The 22,658-nt window shown below is 67.0% G+C and carries 18 protein-coding genes; 6 read left to right on the top strand and 12 right to left on the bottom strand.

The window, feature by feature from the left end:
* The first annotated feature begins 51 nt into the window (after positions 1-51).
* Complete coding sequence (gene mfd, locus RZ1_RS12110; protein WP_072812166.1) at positions 52-3,702, top strand: transcription-repair coupling factor; 3,651 nt, start codon at positions 52-54, stop codon at positions 3,700-3,702.
* Positions 3,699-4,589 (top strand): nucleoside triphosphate pyrophosphohydrolase, encoded by an 891-nt coding sequence (locus tag RZ1_RS12115; RefSeq protein WP_072812168.1) that lies wholly within the window; start codon positions 3,699-3,701, stop codon positions 4,587-4,589. The genes mfd and RZ1_RS12115 overlap by 4 nt, the downstream gene beginning before the upstream one ends.
* Positions 4,590-4,604: 15 nt before the next feature.
* Here RZ1_RS12115 and RZ1_RS12120 read toward each other — a convergent pair whose 3' ends face one another.
* The 3 genes from RZ1_RS12120 to RZ1_RS12130 all read right to left on the bottom strand — a co-directional run bounded on the left by RZ1_RS12120 (position 4,605) and on the right by RZ1_RS12130 (position 7,160).
* A complete protein-coding gene (locus tag RZ1_RS12120) occupies positions 4,605-5,507 on the bottom strand; it encodes a glycosyltransferase family 2 protein (protein ID WP_083583651.1) in 903 nt (300 codons plus the stop codon).
* A 3-nt stretch (positions 5,508-5,510) separates the two neighbouring features.
* Positions 5,511-6,497: a hypothetical protein gene (locus RZ1_RS12125; protein WP_072812170.1), complete on the bottom strand. Its 987-nt coding sequence runs from the start codon at positions 6,495-6,497 to the stop codon at positions 5,511-5,513.
* 78 nt (positions 6,498-6,575) lie between these two features.
* Positions 6,576-7,160, bottom strand: a complete 585-nt coding sequence (locus RZ1_RS12130; RefSeq protein WP_238071686.1) for a methyltransferase type 11 — start codon at positions 7,158-7,160, stop codon at positions 6,576-6,578.
* A gap of 209 nt (positions 7,161-7,369) precedes the next feature.
* On the opposite strand from RZ1_RS12130, the gene RZ1_RS12135 reads away from it, so the two are divergent.
* Both RZ1_RS12135 and gmd read left to right on the top strand, forming a co-directional pair.
* Entirely contained in the window at positions 7,370-8,623 is a 1,254-nt protein-coding gene (locus RZ1_RS12135; RefSeq protein WP_072812174.1) for a glycosyltransferase family 4 protein, read from the top strand.
* Positions 8,623-9,660 (top strand): GDP-mannose 4,6-dehydratase, encoded by a 1,038-nt coding sequence (gmd, locus tag RZ1_RS12140; protein WP_072812176.1) that lies wholly within the window; start codon positions 8,623-8,625, stop codon positions 9,658-9,660. The genes RZ1_RS12135 and gmd overlap by 1 nt, the downstream gene beginning before the upstream one ends.
* A gap of 11 nt (positions 9,661-9,671) precedes the next feature.
* On the opposite strand, the gene RZ1_RS12145 is transcribed toward gmd, so the two are convergent.
* Entirely contained in the window at positions 9,672-10,613 is a 942-nt protein-coding gene (locus RZ1_RS12145; protein WP_072812178.1) for a GDP-L-fucose synthase family protein, read from the bottom strand.
* 243 nt (positions 10,614-10,856) lie between these two features.
* On the opposite strand from RZ1_RS12145, the gene RZ1_RS12150 reads away from it, so the two are divergent.
* Together RZ1_RS12150 and RZ1_RS12155 are read left to right on the top strand one after the other, a co-directional pair.
* On the top strand, positions 10,857-12,596 hold the full coding sequence (locus RZ1_RS12150; RefSeq protein ID WP_072812180.1) for a WecB/TagA/CpsF family glycosyltransferase: 1,740 nt from the start codon (positions 10,857-10,859) through the stop codon (positions 12,594-12,596).
* Positions 12,597-12,627: 31 nt separating this feature from the next.
* On the top strand, positions 12,628-13,440 hold the full coding sequence (locus RZ1_RS12155) for a glycosyltransferase family 2 protein (protein WP_238071685.1): 813 nt from the start codon (positions 12,628-12,630) through the stop codon (positions 13,438-13,440).
* Positions 13,441-13,446: 6 nt separating this feature from the next.
* On the opposite strand, the gene RZ1_RS12160 is transcribed toward RZ1_RS12155, so the two are convergent.
* From RZ1_RS12160 to RZ1_RS12195, 8 genes are all read right to left on the bottom strand, one after another.
* Positions 13,447-15,219, bottom strand: a complete 1,773-nt coding sequence (locus tag RZ1_RS12160) for a DUF4082 domain-containing protein (protein ID WP_083583653.1) — start codon at positions 15,217-15,219, stop codon at positions 13,447-13,449.
* A gap of 4 nt (positions 15,220-15,223) precedes the next feature.
* The gene (locus RZ1_RS12165) at positions 15,224-16,495 is read right to left on the bottom strand and encodes an O-antigen ligase family protein (RefSeq protein ID WP_238071684.1); all 1,272 of its coding nucleotides are present in this window, start codon (positions 16,493-16,495) and stop codon (positions 15,224-15,226) included.
* Between the two features lie 156 nt (positions 16,496-16,651).
* Positions 16,652-17,407: a hypothetical protein gene (locus RZ1_RS12170; protein WP_072812184.1), complete on the bottom strand. Its 756-nt coding sequence runs from the start codon at positions 17,405-17,407 to the stop codon at positions 16,652-16,654.
* Positions 17,408-17,512: 105 nt separating this feature from the next.
* On the bottom strand, positions 17,513-18,769 hold the full coding sequence (locus RZ1_RS12175) for a hypothetical protein (RefSeq protein WP_072812186.1): 1,257 nt from the start codon (positions 18,767-18,769) through the stop codon (positions 17,513-17,515).
* Entirely contained in the window at positions 18,766-20,067 is a 1,302-nt protein-coding gene (locus tag RZ1_RS30850; protein WP_072812188.1) for a hypothetical protein, read from the bottom strand. Before RZ1_RS30850 ends, RZ1_RS12175 begins: the two co-directional genes overlap by 4 nt.
* Entirely contained in the window at positions 20,064-20,852 is a 789-nt protein-coding gene (locus tag RZ1_RS12185; RefSeq protein WP_072812189.1) for an SGNH/GDSL hydrolase family protein, read from the bottom strand. The genes RZ1_RS30850 and RZ1_RS12185 overlap by 4 nt, the downstream gene beginning before the upstream one ends.
* A complete protein-coding gene (locus RZ1_RS12190; protein WP_072812190.1) occupies positions 20,849-21,508 on the bottom strand; it encodes an SGNH/GDSL hydrolase family protein in 660 nt (219 codons plus the stop codon). Before RZ1_RS12190 ends, RZ1_RS12185 begins: the two co-directional genes overlap by 4 nt.
* On the bottom strand, positions 21,505-22,656 hold the full coding sequence (locus tag RZ1_RS12195; RefSeq protein WP_072812192.1) for a glycosyltransferase: 1,152 nt from the start codon (positions 22,654-22,656) through the stop codon (positions 21,505-21,507). Before RZ1_RS12195 ends, RZ1_RS12190 begins: the two co-directional genes overlap by 4 nt.
* Between the last annotated feature and the right edge of the window lie 2 nt (positions 22,657-22,658).

The following is a 22,658-nucleotide window of genomic DNA, read 5'->3' on the forward strand; positions in this document are numbered from 1 at the left end:
GGACGCATAGAATCGAACGGTTCTCGCCGTACACCCAGGAGCGACTGTCACGTGTCTGCTGTGCCCGCCACCCCCCTGTCCGGATTGGCGCGGATCGCGCTGGCCGATGCCCAGTTGCAGCGGGTCGCCGCGCTTGCCGGCACCGCCGAGCAGGCCCTGGTCGCCCCGTCCGCGGCCCGTCCGTTCGTCGCCGCCGCGCTCGCGGAGAAGGCGCCGCTGCTGGTGGTCACCGCCACCGGCCGCGAAGCCGACGATCTGACCGCCGAACTCGTCGAAGTCCTCGGCGACAGCGTCGCGCAGTTCCCGTCGTGGGAGACGCTGCCGCACGAGCGCCTGTCGCCGAGCGCCGACACCGTCGGCCGGCGCCTGCAGGTGCTGCGCCGCCTCGCCCGGCCGGACGACCGCGACTACGGACCCGAACTGCGGGTCATCGTCGCGACCGTGCGGTCGCTGGTGCAGCCGATGGCCCCGGGGCTCGGCGAGATCGACCCGATCACCCTGCGGGTCGGCTCCGAGCACGACTTCGACGCACTCGTCGAGCGCCTCGTCGAACTGGCCTACGCGCGCGTCGACATGGTCGGCAAGCGCGGCGAGTTCGCGGTGCGCGGCGGCATCCTCGACGTGTTCCCGCCGACCGCCGACCATCCGGTGCGCGTCGAGTTCTGGGGCGACGAGGTCACCGAGCTGCGCCCGTTCTCAGTCGCCGACCAGCGGTCGATTCCCGACGTCGAGGCCGCCACGCTCATCGCGCCGCCGTGCCGCGAACTGCTGCTCACCGACGCGGTCAAGGCACGGGCGGCGCAGCTCGCGCAGGACAATCCGGCCGACGCCGCGCTCGTCGAGATGCTCGACAAGATGGCCGGCGGCATTCCCGTCGAGGGCATGGAGGCGCTGCTGCCGGTGCTGCAGCCCGGCGAGCTGCAACTGCTCACCGACGTGCTGCCCGCCGGCACCCACGTGCTCCTGTGCGACCCGGAGAAGGTTCGCACCCGCGCCACCGACCTCGTGCGCACCGGCCTGGAGTTCCTGGAGGCATCGTGGACGGCCGCGTCGATCGGCGGCGCGGCGCCGCTGGACACCGCGAACCTCACCGGCGCCGACGGCCGGAAGATGGACCTCGCGGCGTCGGCATACCGGTCGCTGCGGCAGGTCCGGGAGGCCGCCGAAGCCCGGGGGGTGCCGTGGTGGACGCTGAGCCCGCTCGCGTCCGGCGCCGACACCGAGGTGGTCCTCGAGGTGCAGGCCGCGCCGGAGGTGCGCGGCTCCGAAGACCTGCTGTCGATGCTGTTCGTGAACCTGCGCGCGCACGTCACCACGGGTGGTCGCGCGGTGATCGTGGTCGCGGGCACCGGCACCGGCCTGCGCGTGCTCGAACGGCTGAAGGACAGCGAGGTTCCCGCCGCCAAGCTCGAACCGGGCGCCGAACCGGTCCGCGGCCAGGTCGGGGTGATCCGTGGTGCGCTGCACGAGGGCCTGGTCCTGGCCGGCAACGGCGACAATCGGGTGCCGGGGCTCGTCGTCGTCACCGAAGCGGACCTGACCGGCAACCGGGTCACGGCGGTCGAAGGCCGCCGGACCCCGGTCAAGCGACGCAACCAGGTCGATCCGCTGGCGCTGACCGCCGGCGACTACGTGGTGCACGACCAGCACGGCATCGGCCGGTTCGTGGAGATGGTCGAACGGACGGTGGGCGGTGCGCGCCGCGAATACCTCGTGATCGAGTACGCGGCGAGCAAGCGCGGCCAGCCCGGCGACCGCCTGTTCGTCCCGATGGAGTCGCTCGATCAGCTGTCCCGATACGTCGGCGGTGAGCTGCCTGCGATCAGCAAACTCGGTGGATCCGACTGGGCCAACACGAAACGTAAGGCGCGCAAGGCGGTTCGTGAGATCGCGGGAGAGCTGGTGCGGTTGTATGCGGCGCGGCAGGCGTCGCCCGGCCACGCCTTCGGCCCGGACACCCCGTGGCAGAAGGAGATGGAGGACGCGTTCCCCTTCACCGAAACCCAGGATCAGCTCACCGTCATCTCCGAGGTGAAGGCCGACATGGAGAAGGCGGTGCCGATGGACCGCGTCGTCATCGGCGACGTCGGCTACGGCAAGACCGAGATCGCGGTGCGCGCCGCGTTCAAGGCGGTGCAGGACGGCAAGCAGGTCGCGGTGCTGGTGCCCACGACCTTGCTCGCGCAGCAGCACCTGCAGACCTTCACCGAGCGGATGGCCGCGTTCCCGGTCACCGTCAAGGGGCTGAGCCGGTTCACCGATCCGGCGGATTCCCGCGAGATCGTCGCGGGCCTCGCCGACGGCGACGTCGACATCGTGGTCGGCACACACCGGCTGCTGCAGACCGGAATCCGTTGGAAGGATCTCGGTCTCGTCATCGTCGACGAGGAGCAGCGGTTCGGTGTCGAACACAAGGAACACATCAAGGCGCTGCGCACCCACGTCGACGTGCTCACCATGTCGGCGACCCCGATCCCGCGCACCCTGGAGATGAGCATGGCCGGCATCCGTGAGATGTCGACGATCCTCACCCCGCCCGAGGAACGGCACCCGATCCTCACCTACGTCGGCGGGTACTCCGACAAGCAGGTCGCCGCCGCGATCCGCCGCGAGCTGCTGCGCGACGGCCAGGTGTTCTACGTCCACAACCGGGTCAGTTCGATCGACAAGGCCGCCAAGAAGATTCGTGACCTCGTTCCCGAGGCGCGGGTGGTCGTCGCGCACGGCCAGATGAACGAGGACACCCTCGAGAAGACCGTGCAGGGCTTCTGGGAACGCGAATTCGACGTGCTCGTGTGCACCACGATCGTCGAAACGGGCCTGGACATCTCCAACGCCAACACGCTCATCGTCGAACGCGCCGACTCGCTCGGCCTGTCGCAGCTGCACCAGCTGCGCGGTCGCGTCGGCCGGTCCCGTGAACGCGGCTACGCGTACTTCCTGTACCCGCCGGAGAAGCCGCTCACCGAAACCGCGTACGACCGGCTCGCGACCATCTCGCAGAACTCCGACCTCGGCGCCGGCATGGCCGTCGCCATGAAGGATCTCGAAATCCGCGGCGCCGGAAACGTTCTCGGCGCCGAACAGTCCGGTCACGTCGCCGGTGTCGGTTTCGACTTGTACGTGCGACTGGTCGGCGAGGCGGTCGAGGCGTACCGCGCGGCGGCAGACGGCACCCCCATCACCACCGAGGAGGCGCCGAAGGAGGTACGGGTCGATCTGCCGGTCGACGCGCACATCCCCGCCGACTACGTCACCTCCGACCGGCTGCGCCTCGAGGCCTACCGCAAGCTCGCCGCCGCCCAGGACGCCGCCGCGATCGCCGCGGTCGTCGAAGAACTCGTCGACCGGTACGGCCCGCTGCCCGAGGAGGTCGGCCGCCTCGTCTCCGTCGCGAAGCTGCGGCTGTTGTGCCGCGAATACGGGCTCGAGGAAGTCACGGTCGCCGGCACCCAGCTGAAGATCTCCCCGATGGAACTGCCCGACTCGAAGCAGATGCGGCTCAAGCGGATCTTCCCGGCCGCCCAGTACCGCGCAACCAGCGGCATGGTGCAGCTGCCGCTGCCGCGTACCGGCGGGGTCGGCTCCGATCGGGTCCGCGACGTCGAACTGCTCCAGTACATCGCGGATTTCCTGCTCGCGATGGACGGCAAGGCACAGGGGTCGGTGGACGTGCGGGTCGCGGCGGGGGCGAACGCGTGACGGTGGTCCTTCTCGATCCGCGCCGGCCCGGGGTCGTGCCCGCGACGGCGGTGCGCCTGCTGTGCGGCCCGGTCGAGTACGGCGACGAGGTACCCGACTCGGTGCGCGCCGCAGTGGGCCTCGACCACCGTCCCGGTGCCGACGTGCTCGTCGCGCTGGACGCCGGCAGTGGTGCCGTGACCGCACGGACCGCGCGTGGCGAGGTCGTGGTCGCGGCGGACCCGGTCGTGGGGGACCGGTTGCTCGACGCGGTGGACGTGATGGACCGGCTGTGGGGGTTCGGCGGCTGGGAGGTCACCCAGACGCACGACTCGCTCCGGCGCTACCTGCTCGAGGAAACCTACGAGCTTCTCGACGCCATCGACGAGGACGATCGGGCCGGGCTACGGGAGGAACTCGGCGACCTGCTGCTGCAGGTGCTGTTCCACTCCCGGATCGCCCAGGAATCACCGACCGACCCGTTCGACGTCGACGACGTCGCCGACACCCTCGTCACCAAGCTGTCGCAGCGGAGCCCGCATCTGACCAACGGCCACACCGGTCCGCTCGACGTCGCCGAGCAGGAGGCGGCGTGGCAGGCGGCCAAGGCAGCCGAAAAGGCGCGGGAGTCGTGCCTCGACGGCATCGCGATGGCGCAGCCGGCGCTGGCGCTGGCGGAGAAGGTGATCGAACGGGCAGGCGGGGCAGGTTTGCCGGGGGCGATGATCCCCTCCGAACTGTGTACGGTCCGGTTGGGTGGTGACACCGACGCCGAGCATCGGCTTCGAAAGGCTGTCGTGGCGTTCGCCGGCCGCATCCGCGAAGCCGAGAACACGGCGGAGGCGGATCGCGGCGAGCGACGGCCGTTGTCGGCCGACGACTGGCACAGATTCTGGCCGTCGGTCTGAGATTCTCCGACGACGTCAACTCGTCGGCCGGTGTCCCGCCGATCCTCCGACCGTACGGAAGAGTCGGCGGCCGATCCGGACAAACAGATCCTGCTGCCGTCGCGCATAGAGTCGTGCCACCGCCAGCCTGGCGGCGCGCCGCTGCTCCGAGTCGAGGTCGTACTCCGCCAGTACTCGCAACATCTCCCTGCATTCGAGAGTGGTCGCGCAATTCGCTTGCCACGACGGAACATCGAGCTTACGTGCCAGCGCCGACGGCGTCGCATGTGTCAGATTCCGGCGGCCGAGGACTTCGGGCACGTGTCCCCACGGTCCCGTCAGCGCGAGTTTCGCGGCGAACACCTCGTCCTCGCGCAACATGTTCCGGCGGTCTATCCGAAGCACAGGTTCCCGTCGGACAAGGCTGTAGAGGGGATCGACGAGCGGAATCGTCTCGTTGAGCACCGCCAGTAACGCGACGAAACGGGTGGCGGGGTCGCGCGAACCGAGCGCGGTGTCGTCGTACCGCCCGCTTCGGGCGAGGCCTTCGGGAGTCAGGTAATCCATCCGGTGGGTCACCAGCACGAGCCGGTCGTCCGCCGCGAACGCAGCCAGGCTCCGTGAGATGCAGGGCGGTGCGAGCCAATCGTCGTCTCCGACCCAGCGAAAGAACGTTCCGGTGGCCAGCCGTAGCGCACTGATGTAGTTGTTGAGCACGCCGACATTGACGGGATGCCGGTGGTAGACGATCCGGTGGTGATTCTCGACGAGTTCGCGGCACACGTCTTCGGTGCCGTCGGTGGAGGCGTTGTCGCAGATCACCAGTTCGAGGTTCGGGTGATCCTGTGCGAAGACGGACCGCACCACGTCCCCGATGCGATCTGCCCCGTTGCGCACCGGCAACCCTACGGAGACCAGCGTGTCGGACACCGAGTTCACAGGTCACACACGTTCGAGCCAGATCTCCCGCCAGAACGGCACGAACTCCCGTGGGCAACTGGCGTTGAGCGCACCGTTGCAGGTGATGCCCTCGAGGACGATGCAGGGATTCTTCATGGTGAGCAACTCGCCGGTGCCCTCGTCGATGCACCTGGTCACCCGCGCCTGAACCCGGGCCGTACGTCCGCAGTGACGTGCCATTTCTTCCTCGAAGCCCATGCCCCGGTTCAGGCGATCCGCGTCGAGCGTCTCCATGATCTCGCTCTTGGTCTTGATCCGGACCATCTCGCCCGGTTGCAGGTTCAGGTGGGCGGTCGGTGTCCTGCCCACGACCTTGCCTTCTACGAATCCCCAGGGCAGTCCGTTGCGAAACCACAGCTTGCGCGGGAGCAGCCGCCGGCTGGTGTCCTGCAGCCGATTGAAGAGACCCACGAGGAATGCTTCCGCGGAATCGACCGGGCCGACGTTTCCGGTCTTCACGTCGGTCACATATTGACCGAGATCGCGGAAGGGCAGGCATGTCGGCGCGGCGCGGAGCAGCTCGGTGGCCTGGCACGAATACCGTGGCCGGTCGTCGGATCCCGGTTCCTTGCGAGTGTTGGCGTCGAGCAGTGGAATATCGGCGGACGACGAGCTGGGCGGGTTCGGCGTCCCGGGCTCCACCCGTTTGAGCCAGGCATCTTTCCAATACAGCGAACACGCAGTCTGGCACCCGCCGTGGGCGGATCCGTCGCACCGCGAGTCGGTCAGGTGGACGGCATTCTCCATTCGGTGGATGCCGGTGCCCGAGATGGTGTCGCAGAGCTTGTGCGCAACCTTGTGCACGGTCAGCCGACGACCGCAGAACCGGAGCATTTCCGGCATGAACGGAAGGTTCTCGAGCTCGCCACTCTCATCGAGGGTCGCGAGTATCTCTTCGGCGCTTCGCACCTCGACCAGGTCGCCGACGCGCAGACCCGAAGCGGTCGTACCGGCCACGGACTTCGTCACGGAGCGTCTCCTTCTATGCTGGCTGACCTGTGGAATTGTGGTCGGTCCTTGGACGCCGGCTCCTCCCCGGACGTGCCGCTACGAGTCGGTCGCGATGATCGATTTGGTGAGGCCGAATATGCGTTCGCGCAATATGGTTGCGGTCGGGAAGTAGTCGCGCATCTCTGTGATACTCACCAGTTCCGTCCACAGAACCTCGCGGCGCGCCTCCTCTGTGTTCCGCGGCCTCGTGTGCACCAGCGGCCAGTGTTCGGCGACGGCGACCCTGGCCGCGGCCGGCATGAACTGCATTCCGGGAAAGAGCCAGTGCGGTTCGATGGGAAAATACCGGTAGGGCGTCTGGACCCAAAAGTGCGGTGCGAGTGCGCGGACCTGACGAGCCAGCTCCGTTCTCCGCGCGTGTCCGCCCACATGCTCGATGAGCGAATTGGAGAAGACGACATCGAAGTGGGTGTCGGCCTTGGCCTCTGCGAGGACCCGCGCAGCATCGCACGCATCACCGAGGACCGGGGCGATCCACCCGTCCTCGGACTCGCCCGGCTCGAAGAGGTTGAGTACGGTGACACGACCGGGCCTGACCGGTGCGCGCCGCCAGGTCTCGACCGTGCCACCGAGATCGAGAACGTGGGCCTGCTCGATCGCCGGGAATGTCTCGGTGAACATCTGCCAGCGCCGCATTCTCGCTCTGGCACCCAAAGATGTCGGAGAATCCACGACCATGCGTCGTAATCGGGTGCCGTTCACGCGATCCCTCCGGCGATGTGGCTCTCGAGGTTCGTGAAGAACCACCCTATCACCGTCGCGGGAAGAGGAGGCCGATCTCGCGGCCGTTCGATGAGGCCTTCCGCTCCGCGGGTACTACCCTCGAATTCATGACCCGGCAAAGGGTTCGTATCGCAATCGTGGGCATCAACTACGCCCCCGAGTCGATCGGGATTGCGCCCTACACGACGCTTCTCGCGTCCGGATTGGCTGCCCGCGGGCACGAGGTGCAGGTACTGACCGGTTTCCCGCACTATCCGGAATGGGCGCGCCGCGACGGGACCTTCCGGTTTCGATCCGAGGAGGTCGAGAATCTCGTTCACATCGGCCGTTTCGGTCATTACGTCCCGCGGCGCGCCACGACGTCGGGCCGTGTCGCGATGGAAACGACCTTCGGACTGCAGGTTCTGCTCGCTCGATGGAACGAACCGGAGGTCGTCCTCGTCGTGAGTCCGCCGTTGCTCGCGGCAGGAATATCGGCGGTGCGAGCGCGACTGTCGCGACCGCGACCTGCGATCGGTGTGATCGTTCACGACCTGTACGGCCGGGGGGCCGAGGAGACCGCGGCGGTCACGGGCAGACCGGCTCTGGCGGTGCACGCGGTGGAGGCAGCAGTTCTCCGGCTGGCGGACGAGGTCGTGGTGATCCACGAGGGGTTCGCAGAGATTCTGGAACGTCTCGGCGTCGACCGCGGCCGGATCCGCACCGTTCGGAACTGGAACCATGTCGCGCCGCCGGATCCTGCGGCGAGCGCAGCGTTCCGCGCCGCAGCGGGATGGGATCCCGCCGAGGTGGTGATTCTGCACTCGGGGAACATGGGGGCCAAGCAGGGCTTGGAGAACGTGGTGGCGGCAGCCCGGCTGGCAAGCCTCGAAGGACGGCGGGTGCGGTTCGTCTTGCTCGGCGACGGGAATCAGCGTGTCCGTCTGGAGGCCGAGGGCGCGGGAGTCGATACCCTGCAGTTCCTGGATCCGGTCGCGGAAGACGTCTTCCCTTCCGTCCTCGGTGCCGCCGATGTGCTTCTGGTGAACGAACGCCCGGGGGTCGCGCAGATGGCGGTGCCCAGCAAATTGACCTCCTATCTCAACTCCGGAAAGCCCCTTCTTGCCGCGACGGACGCGGGCGGCTTCACCGCGGCGGAGATCGCCGCCTCCGGAGCGGGTGTCCGTGTCCCGGCCGACCGGCCGGACCTATTGCTTCGGGAGGCAGTGCGACTGGGCACGGACGGTGAACTCGCGACCCGGCTGGCGGAGGCGGGCCGCCGCTACTGCGCCACCGTGCTGTCCGAGCACGAGGCACTGGATCGATACGAGGAGTGGATCCTGGACCTGGCGCGTACCCCACGCGGGTTGGGAGCACGTTGATGGCGAAACGGGCATTCGTAACCGGTATCACCGGGCAGGACGGGTCGTATCTCGCCGAGTTCCTGCTGGGCAAGGGCTACGAGGTGCACGGAATCATCCGTCGTGCGTCGACCTTCAACACGCACCGGATCGAACACCTTTATGTGGACCCTCACGTTTCCGGCGCGAGGATGTTCCTTCATTACGGGGACCTCGTGGACGGGGCGCGGCTCGCGTCGTTGTTGTCGACGATCAGACCCGACGAGGTGTATCACCTGGCGGCGCAGTCCCATGTCCGGGTCAGTTTCGACGAACCCGAATATACCGCCGAGACAACAGCTCTCGGAACACTCAAACTATTGGAAGCGATTCGTCGACTCGGCCTGAGCTGCCGCTTCTACCAAGCGTCGAGTTCCGAGATGTTCGGTGCTTCGAGGCTGCCGCAGAACGAGATCTCTCCGTTCCATCCGCGTTCGCCGTACGGTTCGGCGAAAGCCTTCGCCTACTGGACTGCATGCAACTACCGGGAGGCTTACGGGCAGTTCGCCGTCAACGGCATCCTGTTCAACCACGAATCGCCCAGGCGAGGAGAAACCTTCGTCACCCGAAAGATCACGCGCGCGGTCGCCCGGATCCGGGCCGGCCTCGACGAGCACGTGTACCTGGGCAACATCGATGTGATCCGGGACTGGGGATACGCGCCGGAGTACGTCGAGGGGATGTGGCGGATGTTGCAGGCCGACGCACCCGACGACTATGTGCTCGCAACGGGATCGGGATACTCGGTGCGTGAGTTCCTCACTCTCGCTTTCGATCACGTCGGTCTCGATTGGGAGAGGTATGTGCGATTCGACGACCGCTATGTCCGGCCCGCCGAGGTCGATGCGCTGGTCGGCGACGCGGCGAAGGCGAGGTCCCACCTCGGTTGGCATCCGAGAGTGCAGACCCCGGAACTCGTGAAACTCATGGTCGACGCAGACATCTCGGCACTCGAGGCCGGGGGCCGGCATTGGATCGACAGGCCTGCACTTCCGGGTTGGAGCACCGCGCCGAGTTGACCGGGATCGGGTCAGCGACGGTACGTGTCCTGGTGTGCGAGAAACCAGTCGTAGGTTGTTTTGATTCCTTCTGCAAAAGGTGTCTTCGCGGACCACCCGAGACCGGCGAGGTGCCGGACGTCGAGCAGTTTGCGTGGCGTCCCGTCCGGCCTGGATGTATCCCACCGAATCTCCCCGTCGTAACCGACGGCCTCGGCGATGATGTGTGCGATCTCCGAGATCGGGATATCGGTACCCGACCCCACATTGACAGGGCCATCGCCGTCGTAGTGATCCAGCAGGAAATGGCACGCCTCTGCGGCGTCGTCGACATGCAGGAGGTCGCGCCGAGGCAGGCCGGTGCCCCAGCAGGTCACGTGTGGAATGTCGGCGAGCATCGCTTCGTGGAAGCGGCGGATCATCGCGGGCACGACGTGGCTGTCGTGCGGACTGAAGTTGTCGCCGGGCCCGTAGAGGTTGGTGGGCATGGCGCTGACGTAGGGCAGGCCGTGTTGCCGACGGATCGCGGTGACCTGCGCGATGCCCGCGAGTTTCGCTACAGCGTAACCCTCGTTCGACTCTTCCAGAGGGCCGGTGAGCAGGGCCTCCTCGCGGATCGGCTGCGCCGCGAACTTCGGATAGATACAACTCGAGCCCAGGAAGAGGAACCGCTCCACCCCGCTCGCGACGGCGGTGTCCAGCAGGTTGAGCTGTATCCGCAGATTGTCCGAGACGAAGTCCGCGGGCCGAAGGGCGTTTGCCGCGATTCCGCCGACCCGCGCTGCCGCATCGATCACCACCTGCGGGCGGGTGGCACGGAAGAACGCTGCTGTTGCTCCGGCATCGCGGAGATCCAGTTCCGATGAGCCGAGTCCGATCAGGTTCTCGAATCCGCGCGCCGTGAAATGTCGCCACAGAGCCGAACCCACGAGTCCCTGGTGCCCGGCGATGTAGATCCGGGTGCTCGGCGACATCGGTGGGAAGTTCGTCACGGTACGACCGTATTCGATGGGATGGGTACATTCGGCGATTCGCCGCGCCCCGCATCTGCATCCTCCTCGTATCGCCGCATCGGGCATGTACCGCAGCATCCCTTCGATACAATTTCCGAGAACGGAGACGCCCGGAGAGGCGCCGGTTAGGCAGGAGCAATGCCGCTCGCAAAGTCCGAGAACCTGCGCGATCCGCCTCGGCCGCATCCTGCGCCGTGGCCTCGAATGGTCGTCGATGCGGTCCCGATCGACCTGATCGATCGAGAGCGTGCGATGTCACTGATCATCGATGCGCTCGGCGCCCCGAACCCCCTGGTCGTCGCATCGGCGAATCTGGACCATCTCCACCATTTCGGGGGCGACGAAACGTGGGCAGCGCGCCCACCAGCGGTATCCGTGGGAGCATCGCCGGAGGGGCTGCGCTGGCTCACGCTTCTCGACGGCGTGCCTCTCGTCCGGAAGGCCGGGGCGCTCAGCGGCCGAGACTGGCCGAAGCTGTCCGGCAGCGACCTGATCGGCCCGATTCTGGAGTATGCGGCGAGGCACGGTACGCGCGTAGGGTTTCTGGGTGGAACCGCCGAGGCCCACGAGCGTCTCCGCACGACGCTGCGCGCCCGCCTTCCGGCCTTGGACATAGTCGGCACCTGGTCACCGGCGCGATCCGAACTGCAGGACCCGGCGACATCCGCGGCGATCGCCGCCGAGATCCGTTCCACCGGCGTCGAAATTCTGGTGACGGCACTCGGAAAACCTTTGCAGGAAAATTGGATTGCGCAGTTCGGGGCGGAAACCGGAGCCCAGGTGCTCCTCGCGTTCGGTGCAGTGGTGGACTTTCTCGCAGGCCGGGTGCGGCGGGCGCCGAAGTGGATGGCGGACCACGGGCTCGAGTGGGCATGGCGACTGATGTTGGAACCAAGGCGGTTGAGTCGTCGCTATCTTGTGGAAGACCCACCGGAACTGGTCAGGCTGATGCGCAGGGCACGGACGATGCAGCGAGGATCGATGATGCTGATCCACGACGCGAATCCGGCGCGCGGGATATTTGTCGCGCCCGGACGGAAGGCCGCCATCACCGTCGTGGTGGTGACGCACAACAGCGCCGAGGACGTGTCGCGTTTGATCGACGACCTGCGTCGTGCGGCGAGCGCGCAAGTGATCCGTGTGGTTGTGGTCGACAATCGCTCATCGGACGGCACCTCCGACCGGGTGCGCCTGCACCCCGACGTCACGTTGGTCGAATCAGCAGGCAATCTCGGGTATGCCGGTGGCATCAACACGGCGCTGCCGTTCGCGGATCCGTGCGACGCCGTGTTGATCCTCAACCCCGATCTGTCGCTGGCACCCGACTCCGTCACTCGTTTGACGGCCTCGCTGCGCCGCGACGACCGGGTCGGGGCGGTGGTGCCGCTCATTCTCGACGAGGACGGTGCGGTCTATCCCTCGCTTCGCCGGGAGCCGTCGCTCCTCGGTGCGATGGGTGACGCGTTCTTCGGCAGCCGGCTGCGTAGAAGGCCGGGATTCCTCTCCGAGATCGTCTACAGCCCGTCGAACTACCTCGATGCGCACGATGCCGACTGGGCGACGGGAGCTGCGGTGCTGGTCCGGGCTTCGGTCGCGCGAGAGGTCGGCCCCTGGAACGAGGAGTTCTTCCTCTATTCGGAAGAGACCGACTACTTTCGCCGTATCCGTAGAGGGGGGTATCTGATTCGGTTCGAACCGTCGGCGGTCGTGCAACACCGCCAGGGCGGATCGGGCACGTCGCCGGCGCTCGTGCGACTGTTGACCGTGAACCGTGTCCGCTATGTGGAACGGCATCACAGCGGCGCGTATTCGATGCTGTTTCGCTCGGTGGTTGCTCTCTCCGAAGCGGTGCGCTCGTACGATCGAGAACATCGACGTACATTCGCCACCGTTGTGAATCGCGGGAAGTGGCGAGAACTACCTCACGCGAGCTTCGATGGCTGAACGATCTTCGGGCTCTTCCCGACGCGGCGCGGTGATCATTCCTGCGTACAACGAGGCCACGGTGATCGGGCGGACGCTCGTGCCGCTCGGCCGGGCTGCTGCGGAGGGATGCTTCGAACTCGTCGTGGTATGCAACGGCTGTACCGACGACACCGCCGCGGTTGCGCGGAAGATCCCGGGCGTGCGGGTGGTCGAGTTGCCGGAGGGGTCGAAACCTGCAGCTCTGAACGTCGGCGACCGGGTTGTTTCGCTGTGGCCCCGACTGTATCTGGATGCCGACATCCGCATTTCGGCTGCTGCGGTGCTGGATGTCCTCGATCGCCTCGCCCGCGGTGACGTTTGTGCCGCTCGTCCGGTGTTCCGCTACGATTTCGCGGCCGCGGACCCGCTGGTGCGCAGTTATTACCGTGCTCGACAACGCATTCGACGGGAAACGGTGCTGTGGGGCGCGGGTGTCTACGGTCTCGCCGAAGCCGGACACGTGAGGTTCGGGTCCTTCCCCGACCTCATCGGGGACGACCTTTTCGTCGACGGCCTGTTCGGCCCGGACGAGAAGGTCGTCGTCGATACGGAACCTGCGGTGGTGACGACTCCGACCGACGTCGTGAGTCTGCTCGCGATCCTGCGTCGCGGCCAACGGGGTGTCGTCGAAGCTCGTACCGACGGCGGCCGCACCGGATCTACCGGTCCGGCCACAGCACGTGCGGTGTTGCTGTCGATTCGCGGACCGGGTACGGCGGTGGATGCGCTGGTGTATCTCGCCTGTGGGCTGGTGGCGCGCGGGGGCGCGCGACGGCAGACCGGGGGATGGGAGCGGGACGAGAGCAGCCGGGCCCGCCGGTGATCGGTCTCACTTCAGGGCACAGCCGTCGGTGCCGTCGATGCGATAGAGATGAACCGTGTTCCCGTCATCGAAGTTGTCACGGAAGGTGTTGTCGCTGACGGGGATTGTCCGGTCCTCGTCGAGTACTTCCACCCGGGTGGCATCGCCGCACGAGAGGCTGATCGTGGCCTGCCCGCCCGTGCTTCGCGTGGATCCGGCAAAGATGTACAGGCTGTCCTCGAAGTACTTCGCGGCCACGTCGGCAGTCCCGTCGGACCGGGCGAATCCGTCGACGAACGGTGCGTTGAGCACTGGGGCGAGCCTCGTGATCTGTTCGTTGACCGCCGTCACCTCGTCGCGGACGGTGTCTCCGCAGCGGTCTCGGAAGATGTTGTACGACAAGCACGGACCGCCGAAGTTGTGGGCGAAGTAGATTATGCCTCGCGCTCCGTTGATGATGCTGCTCCACACCGAGGCGCGAATCTCCGGGCCGGTGATCCCGGCAGTCCCGTTGTCGGAAAAGGGCTGACCTACTTCGACGAAGTTCCACACCGGCATGGCCGCGCGTGGCTGGACCAACGAGCGAACGTGTCGCGTCGTGATGCCGTAGTTCGCTGCCAGATGGCATTCCGCCGGGGAGAGATCGGTCTGCCCGTTCGTTGTGAGGACGCCGCCTTGGTCGGCCTGACAGATGGTCTCGTCGGTGAACCAGTAGTTGTCCACGGACACGACGTCCTGAAAATCGTTGACGAATCGCTGGGCCGCCTCCCGCGTCTCCCAGAATGTAACGCCCTTGCCGTAGTTCGTGAACGCGAGGACGCCCGGAGGGACCTTGCGGCCGAATTCCGACATCACCGTGTAGCCGCATTCGGCGTCCGCGGGTACACAGATCGGCCCGTCGCCGGGCAACCGGCCGGTCCACGGTGCCTCGCCGGCGCCGGCCCACATGTCCGCCTCGTCCGTGGTGAACTGACCGGCCATCAGGGGATCGGTTCGACTGGGAAATGCGAACATTCCGCTGTCGCGTATCTCGCGGAGGTTGCTGTCCTCGGTCAATTCCACATAGGTGTTCAGTCCGAGTGCCCGATCGGCGGCGACCTCCGCGGGGGAGGCCACCCGGGCGAACCAGACCGCGAGAGGGAAGAAGTCCGGCGTGGTCGGCAGTGAGTTCTCGAACGTGCCGTAGTAGTCCTCACCGCCGTCGATCGTTCGCAACGTCGGACCGGAGGGTTCGAAGACGACGTCGACGAAATAGGCGGTGCCACCGTCCGACTGATCGGGGATGCCGCCGTCGTAGGTGAACAATCCCCGGCGTGCGGTCAACCATCCGGTCGTGACGGTCGCACCCTGGCCGAATGCGTCGGGATCGGCGGAATAGTGTCCCCCGGACGCGCGGTACGAGATGACGTAGTTCCTGTCCGCCTGGATCGGAATCGGGTTGTCGAAAGGCACCTCCCGCCAGCCGTCCGCCCCGGCATCGATGGGGGTGGTACCCAGGGCAGTGCCGTCGGCCGACCACAACGTGGCAGAGACCGCGCCGGTGTTCTGGGCTCCCTGGAAGAACCGTGCGGCCGTGACGATCCCGCTGCTCGAGGTTGTGAATTCCGTGGCTACCTCGATCGATCGGCTGTTCGGATCGGCGATCACCGTCGGGACGGATTCGTCGGTCCACAGGCTTTCCGTCGGCGAATCGGTAGGTTCGGGCACTTCGGACGGGACGCCGGTGCACGAGGAGGCGAGAATCGTCGCGACGAGGATCGGAACGACGAGCCATCGTGCGGTCGGTCGTCTGTCGAACACTGTTCTAGCCTTCCGGCGCGGCGGCGGTGTCGCGCTCTGCGTCGTGTCGGCCGGACGGGCCGGGGTCCGGCACCGAAACGCTGTAGGTGGACCACAGCAGGCCGAACACGATGAAGAACGTCAAGGTGGCCTGCTGGTAGTAGAACAAGTCGAAGGTCGTGCTGGAAACCAGAGTTCCGACCAGGATCGCTCCCATCATGTACGCCTGGTCGCGTTCTCGTGGTGAGGAGGCACGGCGCAGGCCCGCCGCGATGGCGAAGATCGCTCCACCGCTCAGCAGGACCAACGCGGCGAGGCCGACGACGCCCCCCTGCACGACCGTGCGTAGCCATTCGTTGTCCAGAAGCGGATACGCACTGGGTGGCGCCCCGCCGAGACCGAGACCGAAGACGGGATGCTCTCGGAAGGTCTGCGACACTGCGGCATAGTCGGCCGTACGCGTCAGAATGCTGTCGTCCTTCACCGATCCGGTGATCGTCCTCCACAGGGCGTCGAACGTCTCCGGGAAGTACGCGGCGTAGCCCACTATTGCGACGACCCCGGCGACGACGGCAACGGCGAGCTGACGAACCTTGAACGCGAACATGTAGACGAGCAGGCACGCGAGCAGAGTGAGCACCCCGGTACGGGAGACGGCAGCGGGCATGGACAGCAGTGCCACACCGCAGGCGACAGCTGCAGCCCAGCGGACGACCCGGTTCGCGGCGAACCGCGCAAAGTGAATGGTCATCGGCACGGTGACGGCGGCGAGAACCGAGAATTCGATCGCATGCTCGGCCGTTCCGAGGACGCGCACGGTGCCCATCCGCTCGCTGAGTGCCAGGTAGTCGGAGTCGAGGTTCACGACGAAGCCCGGCGGCATGAAGAGGAAGCGCAGATCGAGCGAGGTCAAGCCCTGGAGCAGCCCGACCGAGCAGGCGAAGGTGAGCCCTGTGGTGAGGCAGCCGAGGACGATGGTGCGCACACGAGCGGTGTCGACTCTCGCGAGAACGTAGAGAGCCACTCCCACATCGGCGATCAGGTTGATGACGGCCCGGGTCTTGCTCGCCTCCACCAGGGCGTCGCCGGTAGTGAGCAGACCGACCCCATAGACCAGCATCAGCAGAAGGAAGAAGAGGAGTACGACGATCACCCCGGGATTGACCGTGCGGTGATTCCGAGTGCGCCGCAGCGTCAGGAACCCGAGGAGTGCCAGGCCGAAGAGCATCACCGCGATCACTCGTGCGGGTGAGCCGTTGCTCTTGAGTGGGCCGGGAGGGATCGCATAGGCAGGCAAGGAAGGAAGGAGGAGGCACAGGAAACAGAGCAACCAGGGTATTCGTTCCCGTCGGCCGGCCACTCCGGCCGTGTCCGCGCGGACGCCGGGCGGTCCGGGTCGGCGAAGTGCTACGGGGGTCTTCATGGGGTAACTGTCTTCATCGGGCATCGGTACTCATCTGGCATCGACGGCACCGTCGTCCGACGGCTCGCGTCCGCGCCCCGCGTCGGCGGTGTACGCAGACTCACCGTCACGCCGGTTCGCGGAGGTCGACGGGCGCACTGGTTTCTGTCTGGCAGATCTCAGCCGGGTGAGCAGGATGTCCGCCAGTACGGTGACCACGATCGAAAGCCCGGTCCCGGCAGCGAGAATCGCGAGGGTCGACCGGGTGCGCGTGGGCATCGCGGCAACGGGTGTCCCGGGGGGCGTGACCACGAACGGCGTCACCATCTGATCCTCGGGCACGCGTGCCTGCTGCTGCAGGGTCCGCAAGGTCACTTCGGCCTGCGCGGCCACCAACTCGAGGGTCTTCGTCACCTCGGCAGGATCTGAGGATGTCTGCTCGACGAAGACCATGGGCAATTGGGGATTCGGCGGTGGAGTCGGGAAGGCTTTCGCGGTGTAGTCGGGCGACCCCCCGGCTGCGACGACGCGGTCCACCACCGCCGGCTCCCTCAATCCCAATGCCGTCAAATTCGCCACCAGCGAGGCGCCGCCGACATCGAGCAGGCCGTTTCTCCGGATCTCACCGCCGGTCGTGGGTGAGTCCTGCCGGACACTCGGGGGAGCCAGGCCGATGATCGTATTTGCATAGTAGACGGGCTGCACGGAGCTGTAGGTGCTGTAGCTGTACCACGCGGTGATCGCCAGCAACGGAAGAAGGACATACCACCGCCGGAAGCAGGACCGCGCGACATCGAACAGGTCCACGTCAATGCTCCCTCGTCACCGGTTCAGCCGCCGCGTAATACGCGCGCGAACGTCGAACCGCACCAGACGACTCGGCCACCCACCGACTCCCGACCGGCATCAACACTACCGAACCGAGCCTGCTTGCATGTCGATTCCGTCCTGGTCGGTTCCGCTCCGGTCGACGAAAACCACGCCCACCGGACAAACTCCACCGTCGCGGAGACTCTCGGCTGCCCGGGCCAGATCCCGTCGCCGGGTCTCGGCCGGCACGACGATAAGCAGAACGCCGTCGGCGTTCCCACCCACGACCGACGCCGCACACGTCGACAGGACCGGACCGACCGCGACGACGACGCACGTTCCATCCATACGCAGGCCTTCGATCGCCGTCGCGGGATCGGCCGCGGGGCTGTCGCTTTCGACGGGCGGAGAGAAATCGGACAACCCGCGCGCAAACGGCACTGTCCATTGCTCCTGTTGCGGAGACAGTTTCCGTATTCCGCTCTCGTCGTAGCCGAGCGCGATCGCAGGGTCACCCGCCGAGACCATGACCCGCCCGAGGCTCGATGCGATCACCGCCGCGTCGGCTTCTCCGGCCGGGGATGCCAGAACCCATACCGCCGACGGGTCGTCGGGTCCGGCACGTCGACGGGTCAAGGAGCGCAGGCGCAACCGTAGTCGGCGATACCCGTCGAGATCGTCCGTCGGGGTGTCGATGTCCTCGACGCGTGCGAGCACGGGACCACCGGACACCGCGGCGGCCCGGCGAGCGGTTCGTACGACCGGGTCGGTCCGGGCTCGGATCCACACCGCGACGGCGCCGAGCAGCGGTCCGAGAAGCACGACTGCCGCAGCAAGACCGGCGCGTTCGGTCCACGGCTGCCGTGGCTCCGACGCGGCCGAGACGATCCTCGTGTTCACTTTCTGATCGTCCTCGCCCGTGGGTGTCTCCAGAACATCGACGTATCGGACGAACTCACGTGTGACCGTGTCGGCGAGAAGACGCGCACGATCGGGGTCTTCGTCGGTGACCGAGACGTCGATGAGAGAGGTCTTCGGAGGGACGGCGGTCGCGCTGACCTCGCCGGCCACGTCGCGGGCGCTCATCGGCAGATCGAGAGCACCGACCACCAGATTGCCCACGACCTCGCTGGTCAGCAGTGCGACATAGGAATTCACTCGACCGGCTACCACCTCGTCGTTCTGATAGGCAGCGGCCGTCGTGGAACCTTCGATCGACACCATCAGCTTGGCGGTGGAGACGTATCTGCTCGGAGTCAGCAGCAGCCATGCCAATCCGGCGGCGATCACGGCTACCGTGACGACGAGAAGTGTCTTTCGGTAGGGCCTCAGTTCGGCGAGGAGTGCATCGAATCTCACTCTGCGGCCTCGATCTGCCTGTCGGGCTCGGAATTACGGGGCGAATCCGGTCGAATCCGCGCGTCGAACAGCACGACCGTATTCGCCGGCAGCAATGGCGAGATCTGCCGGAGCTCTTCCTCCGTGGTGGCATTCTCCCGTACTGCGAGCACCGCCACATCGGATTCGGCCCCGATCGCTGCCGCGGTCGTCACCGAAGGGCAGGCGAGCACCACGAACGAGTACAGCTCTCGAAGGTCGTGGACCGTTCTGCGAAGCGCGGCCGATCCCGCGGGGCCGCCGAGGTCGCCCGGTGCGGTGCCCACACCCATGAAGTCTCCGACCCGCGTCCGAACGGCGGCGCTGGACGCCGTCGTATCCCCACATGTCACGTCGGAAATTCCGGGCACACCGCGCTCGGACAACAGACGGGTCGAATCGGCCGACCGGAAGTCGAGATCGACCAGGAGTACCGAATCACCGTGCGCGGTGAGAGCCGATGCCAGGAAGACGGCCGAATCCGACGTCGCCGGGCCCGGGCCGGTGCCGATCACCGTGATCACACCGTGGCCGGGCTGTGGCAGGGCCGCGAGCAGGCGATGCAGGACCGCCTGCACTTCCGCCGTGAGTGCGTCGCCGGGACCACTGCGGATCGACCCGATCAAGGGCAGCCCGGAGATTCGCGCGGCATCGAGTGGGTCTCGGATCGACCGGTCGAAGAGCGAGCGCAGTGCCGCTGCGGTCGCGCCGAGAACCAGCCCGGCCAGTGTGGCCGCGAGCAGGGTGACCGGGACGGTCGCGCCGAGGGCGACGACACGGACGGCGGGTGCCGGCGTGTCCACCACCACCAATTCGGCTCGGGGAACCAGAGATCCGGGAACCGACTCCAGGGTGCGTACTGTTGACGCCAGCTCCGCGAGGAACACGGTGGCGATCTGCTCGGCCTCTCCTGGTGACCGGGCTCCGAATTCGAATCCGATGAGTGCGGTACCGGACGGGTTGACCGCGGCCACCCGCGTCGACAGTTCGGCCGGGGTGACGTCGAGGCCCAGATCGGCGATCACCCGGGCCGCCAGATCGTCGCTGCGTGCCAGTGCGGCGTAGGTTCCGGCACGTCCCCGAGCGTAGGAGTCGCCGCCGTCGAGAACTCGGCTCACGTCTCCGGGCGTTCGGACGAACACGGTTGCCTCGTAGCGGTACAGAGGAGGGCGGATCAGCAGGAGCAGCGTGGTCGCGCCCAAGGCGATCAAAGTTCCCCAAACGAGCCAGCGCCATCGGCCACGCAGTACCCGCCCGTACTCGGTGATCGGTCCTGTCATGACGGGGCCGGCTGTCCGAGAGGTTCGAGCGCTTCGGTCAGTGCCGTGCCGATCGCTTGCGACCCGTGCGCATTCGGGTGCGTGTGGTCCTCGGTCAGCAACCCCGAGGTGTCCCCACCGGTAAGCGATGCGAGGGGATCGACGAAGAGCACACCCTGGGCTGCCGGTTCGGCCGCGAGCCGGGCGATGAATTCGTCGTCGAATCCGAGGTCGTCGGCGGGATCGGTGAGTAGACGAGGACGGACGAAGACCACCCTGGCCTCCGGCCAGGTCCGCCGGACGTCCTCGATGGTCGCCACCATTTCCCGATAGACGTCCCCCGGAGGGGGAAAACGATCGTTTCGACCCCCGTCGAGGACGACGACATCGGGATCGTGGACGGTCGCCAGGCGGGGGATACGTTCGGTGAAGGACGTCGATGGACCGGTGTACTCGTCGACGACGAACCGGTTGGCCGGTCCGCCGCTGATGTACCCGGTTCCCGTGACCGCCGACAGGTTGCACAACCAGCCCATCCGGACGGCGGTGGTGCACGCATAGGACATCTCGGCGAGCCCGTTCCCTGCGGTGTACGAATCGCCGATGAACAGTGCGGAGGGACGGTCGTCCTCGGCGACCTGCTGCCGCGCGACGTCCGCCGGCGCCGAGGCGGTCGCGGCATCGGTGCCCGCGGACCCCGCGACGGTCACCACGGCGATCGCGATCGCGGCAGCGCAAACGAGTATGGCCAGGTCCCACCGGGTGAGCCGAGCCGCGGCCAACGCCCGTAGCCGGACCCGGGTCATCGGGAGACCTCCGTGCGTACCCACGTGGCGATACCGTCGGCGAGCTCGGATTGCCCGGCATCCGTGGGGCCACTGAGATCGGGCCACATCCGATCCCTGGTCAGCAACGGGGGATCGAGTGCATCGAAGTAGGGAACTCCTGCCTGCTCCGCGGTGGAGCGCAGGGCGTCGGACACCCGGATCACCGACTCCGGAACCGGCGACTCGAACCACGAGGGGCCGACGACGAGTGTTCGCCTTCCCGCGAGAATGCTCTTGTTGATCGCGTCGATCGCCCCCACGGAGATCGCATACGTCTCCGGTAGGCCGGTGTCCGCGAGTCCGCCGACGATCAGGACGACCTCCGGGTCGTCGCGCAGGGCTCGGTCGACCTGGTAGGTGAACGCGTGCCCACCCTGTCCGTCGGCGACGTAGCCGGAGCCGGGCAGTGCGAAATTGGCGACCGACCATCCCGTTCGTTCGGCCATGAGCGTCGGCCACACCACCCGGTTGTGGAACCCGGCCGACCAGTCGTCCCCCACCACCGCGACCCGGAGCGGCGAACGGTCCGCGTCGCTGCGCGTCGCGAGCGCCGATGTGGCGACGAGAGCACCGATCAGGACAATGACGACGACGACTGCCACCGATATCCGAGGAAGGGTGACAAGGCGTTTCATAGCGCGCCCACCATGTCCTCGTATGTGTCGAGCAGTCGGTCGGCGACCGCGCGCATCCCTTGGTGGGTCTGCACGGTCCGGCGTCCGTTCTCCCCCATCGCCCGCGCAAGGGGCTCGTTCGCGAGCAGCGTGGCAACTGCGTCGGCCAGGGCCGGGACCTCCGGATCAGTGACGACACCGCAGCCGCTGTGCTCGATCAGGGAGGCCAGGCCACAGTCGCGTGTCACCACGACGGGAAGACCGACGGACATCGCCTCGAGTACCGACATCGGATAGGGCTCGCGGACCGCTGGCAGCACGTACACGCTCGCCGCGGCCATCCTCCCCGGAACCTCGGCCGGGTCGAGTGCGCCTTCCCACGAAATCCGGGTATCCGGCGCGGCCGCGAGTGCGGTGCGCAATGCCCGGCCGTCACCTCCGTCGGGCCCCACGAGCGTGAACCGGGCATCGATTCCCGAGGCCAGCAACGCTCGCGCAGTCTCCACGAACGCCGTCGGACGCTTGCGCGCATGGATGCGGGCAACGAAGAGCACCTCGGGCGCTTCTGGGCTCGACCGGCGGGATGGGCTCGACCGGCGGGGCAGATACTCGGGGACACCGTTTCCGAGTTCCACGAATCGCGGCCCGGACGCACCGGAATCGGTTCGCGTCACGGCGTTCAGCTGGTCCCTCTCCAGCGCCGTGAGGTGGAAGACCGCTCCGGCGGCCCGCAGCACCTTGCGCGTCCACAATGCATCGAGCGGTCCGGCGAGCGGATGGCCGGACGGGATGATCATGCCGTGGGTCTGCACCGCAAAGGGGATTTCGTGACGCCGCGCGCACACCGCGACGGGAAGAACCACGAGGTCGCGGCCGAGATGGATGTGGACGAGGTCGAACCGGGTCCGATTCCGGTGGAACCACCGTTGCAGGCCGGGCGCGCCGATACCTGCGAACCCTGTTCCCGGAACGAGGGTCCGGGCGGGGAAGAGTTGTACGGGAACACCGTCCACACGGTTCGGCGTCACCCGGAAGCCGCGGGTGCCGGCGGCGACGGTCACCTCGTGACCGCGATCGATCAGCGCCGCACTCTGGTTGAGTGCGACCCGAGCCGGTCCTCCGTATGCGCCGTCGGGACCGAGAAGGGTGACCACGTGGAGGATACGCACGA

It is taken from the genome of Rhodococcus zopfii NBRC 100606 = JCM 9919 (assembly GCF_001895025.1).
In the GTDB taxonomy this organism is placed as follows: domain Bacteria; phylum Actinomycetota; class Actinomycetes; order Mycobacteriales; family Mycobacteriaceae; genus Rhodococcus; species Rhodococcus zopfii.

Bases quoted from the DNA above. Each gene is read 5' to 3' on its own strand.
- RZ1_RS12130 (WP_238071686.1), bottom strand. From the start codon at position 7,160: ATGTTCACCGAGACATTCCCGGCGATCGAGCAGGCCCACGTTCTCGAT.
- RZ1_RS12135 (WP_072812174.1), top strand. From the start codon at position 7,370: ATGACCCGGCAAAGGGTTCGTATCGCAATCGTGGGCATCAACTACGCC.
- gmd (WP_072812176.1), top strand. From the start codon at position 8,623: ATGGCGAAACGGGCATTCGTAACCGGTATCACCGGGCAGGACGGGTCG.
- RZ1_RS12145 (WP_072812178.1), bottom strand. From the start codon at position 10,613: ATGTCGCCGAGCACCCGGATCTACATCGCCGGGCACCAGGGACTCGTG.
- RZ1_RS12150 (WP_072812180.1), top strand. From the start codon at position 10,857: ATGGTCGTCGATGCGGTCCCGATCGACCTGATCGATCGAGAGCGTGCG.
- RZ1_RS30850 (WP_072812188.1), bottom strand. From the start codon at position 20,067: ATGACAGGACCGATCACCGAGTACGGGCGGGTACTGCGTGGCCGATGG.
- RZ1_RS12185 (WP_072812189.1), bottom strand. From the start codon at position 20,852: ATGACCCGGGTCCGGCTACGGGCGTTGGCCGCGGCTCGGCTCACCCGG.
- RZ1_RS12190 (WP_072812190.1), bottom strand. From the start codon at position 21,508: ATGAAACGCCTTGTCACCCTTCCTCGGATATCGGTGGCAGTCGTCGTC.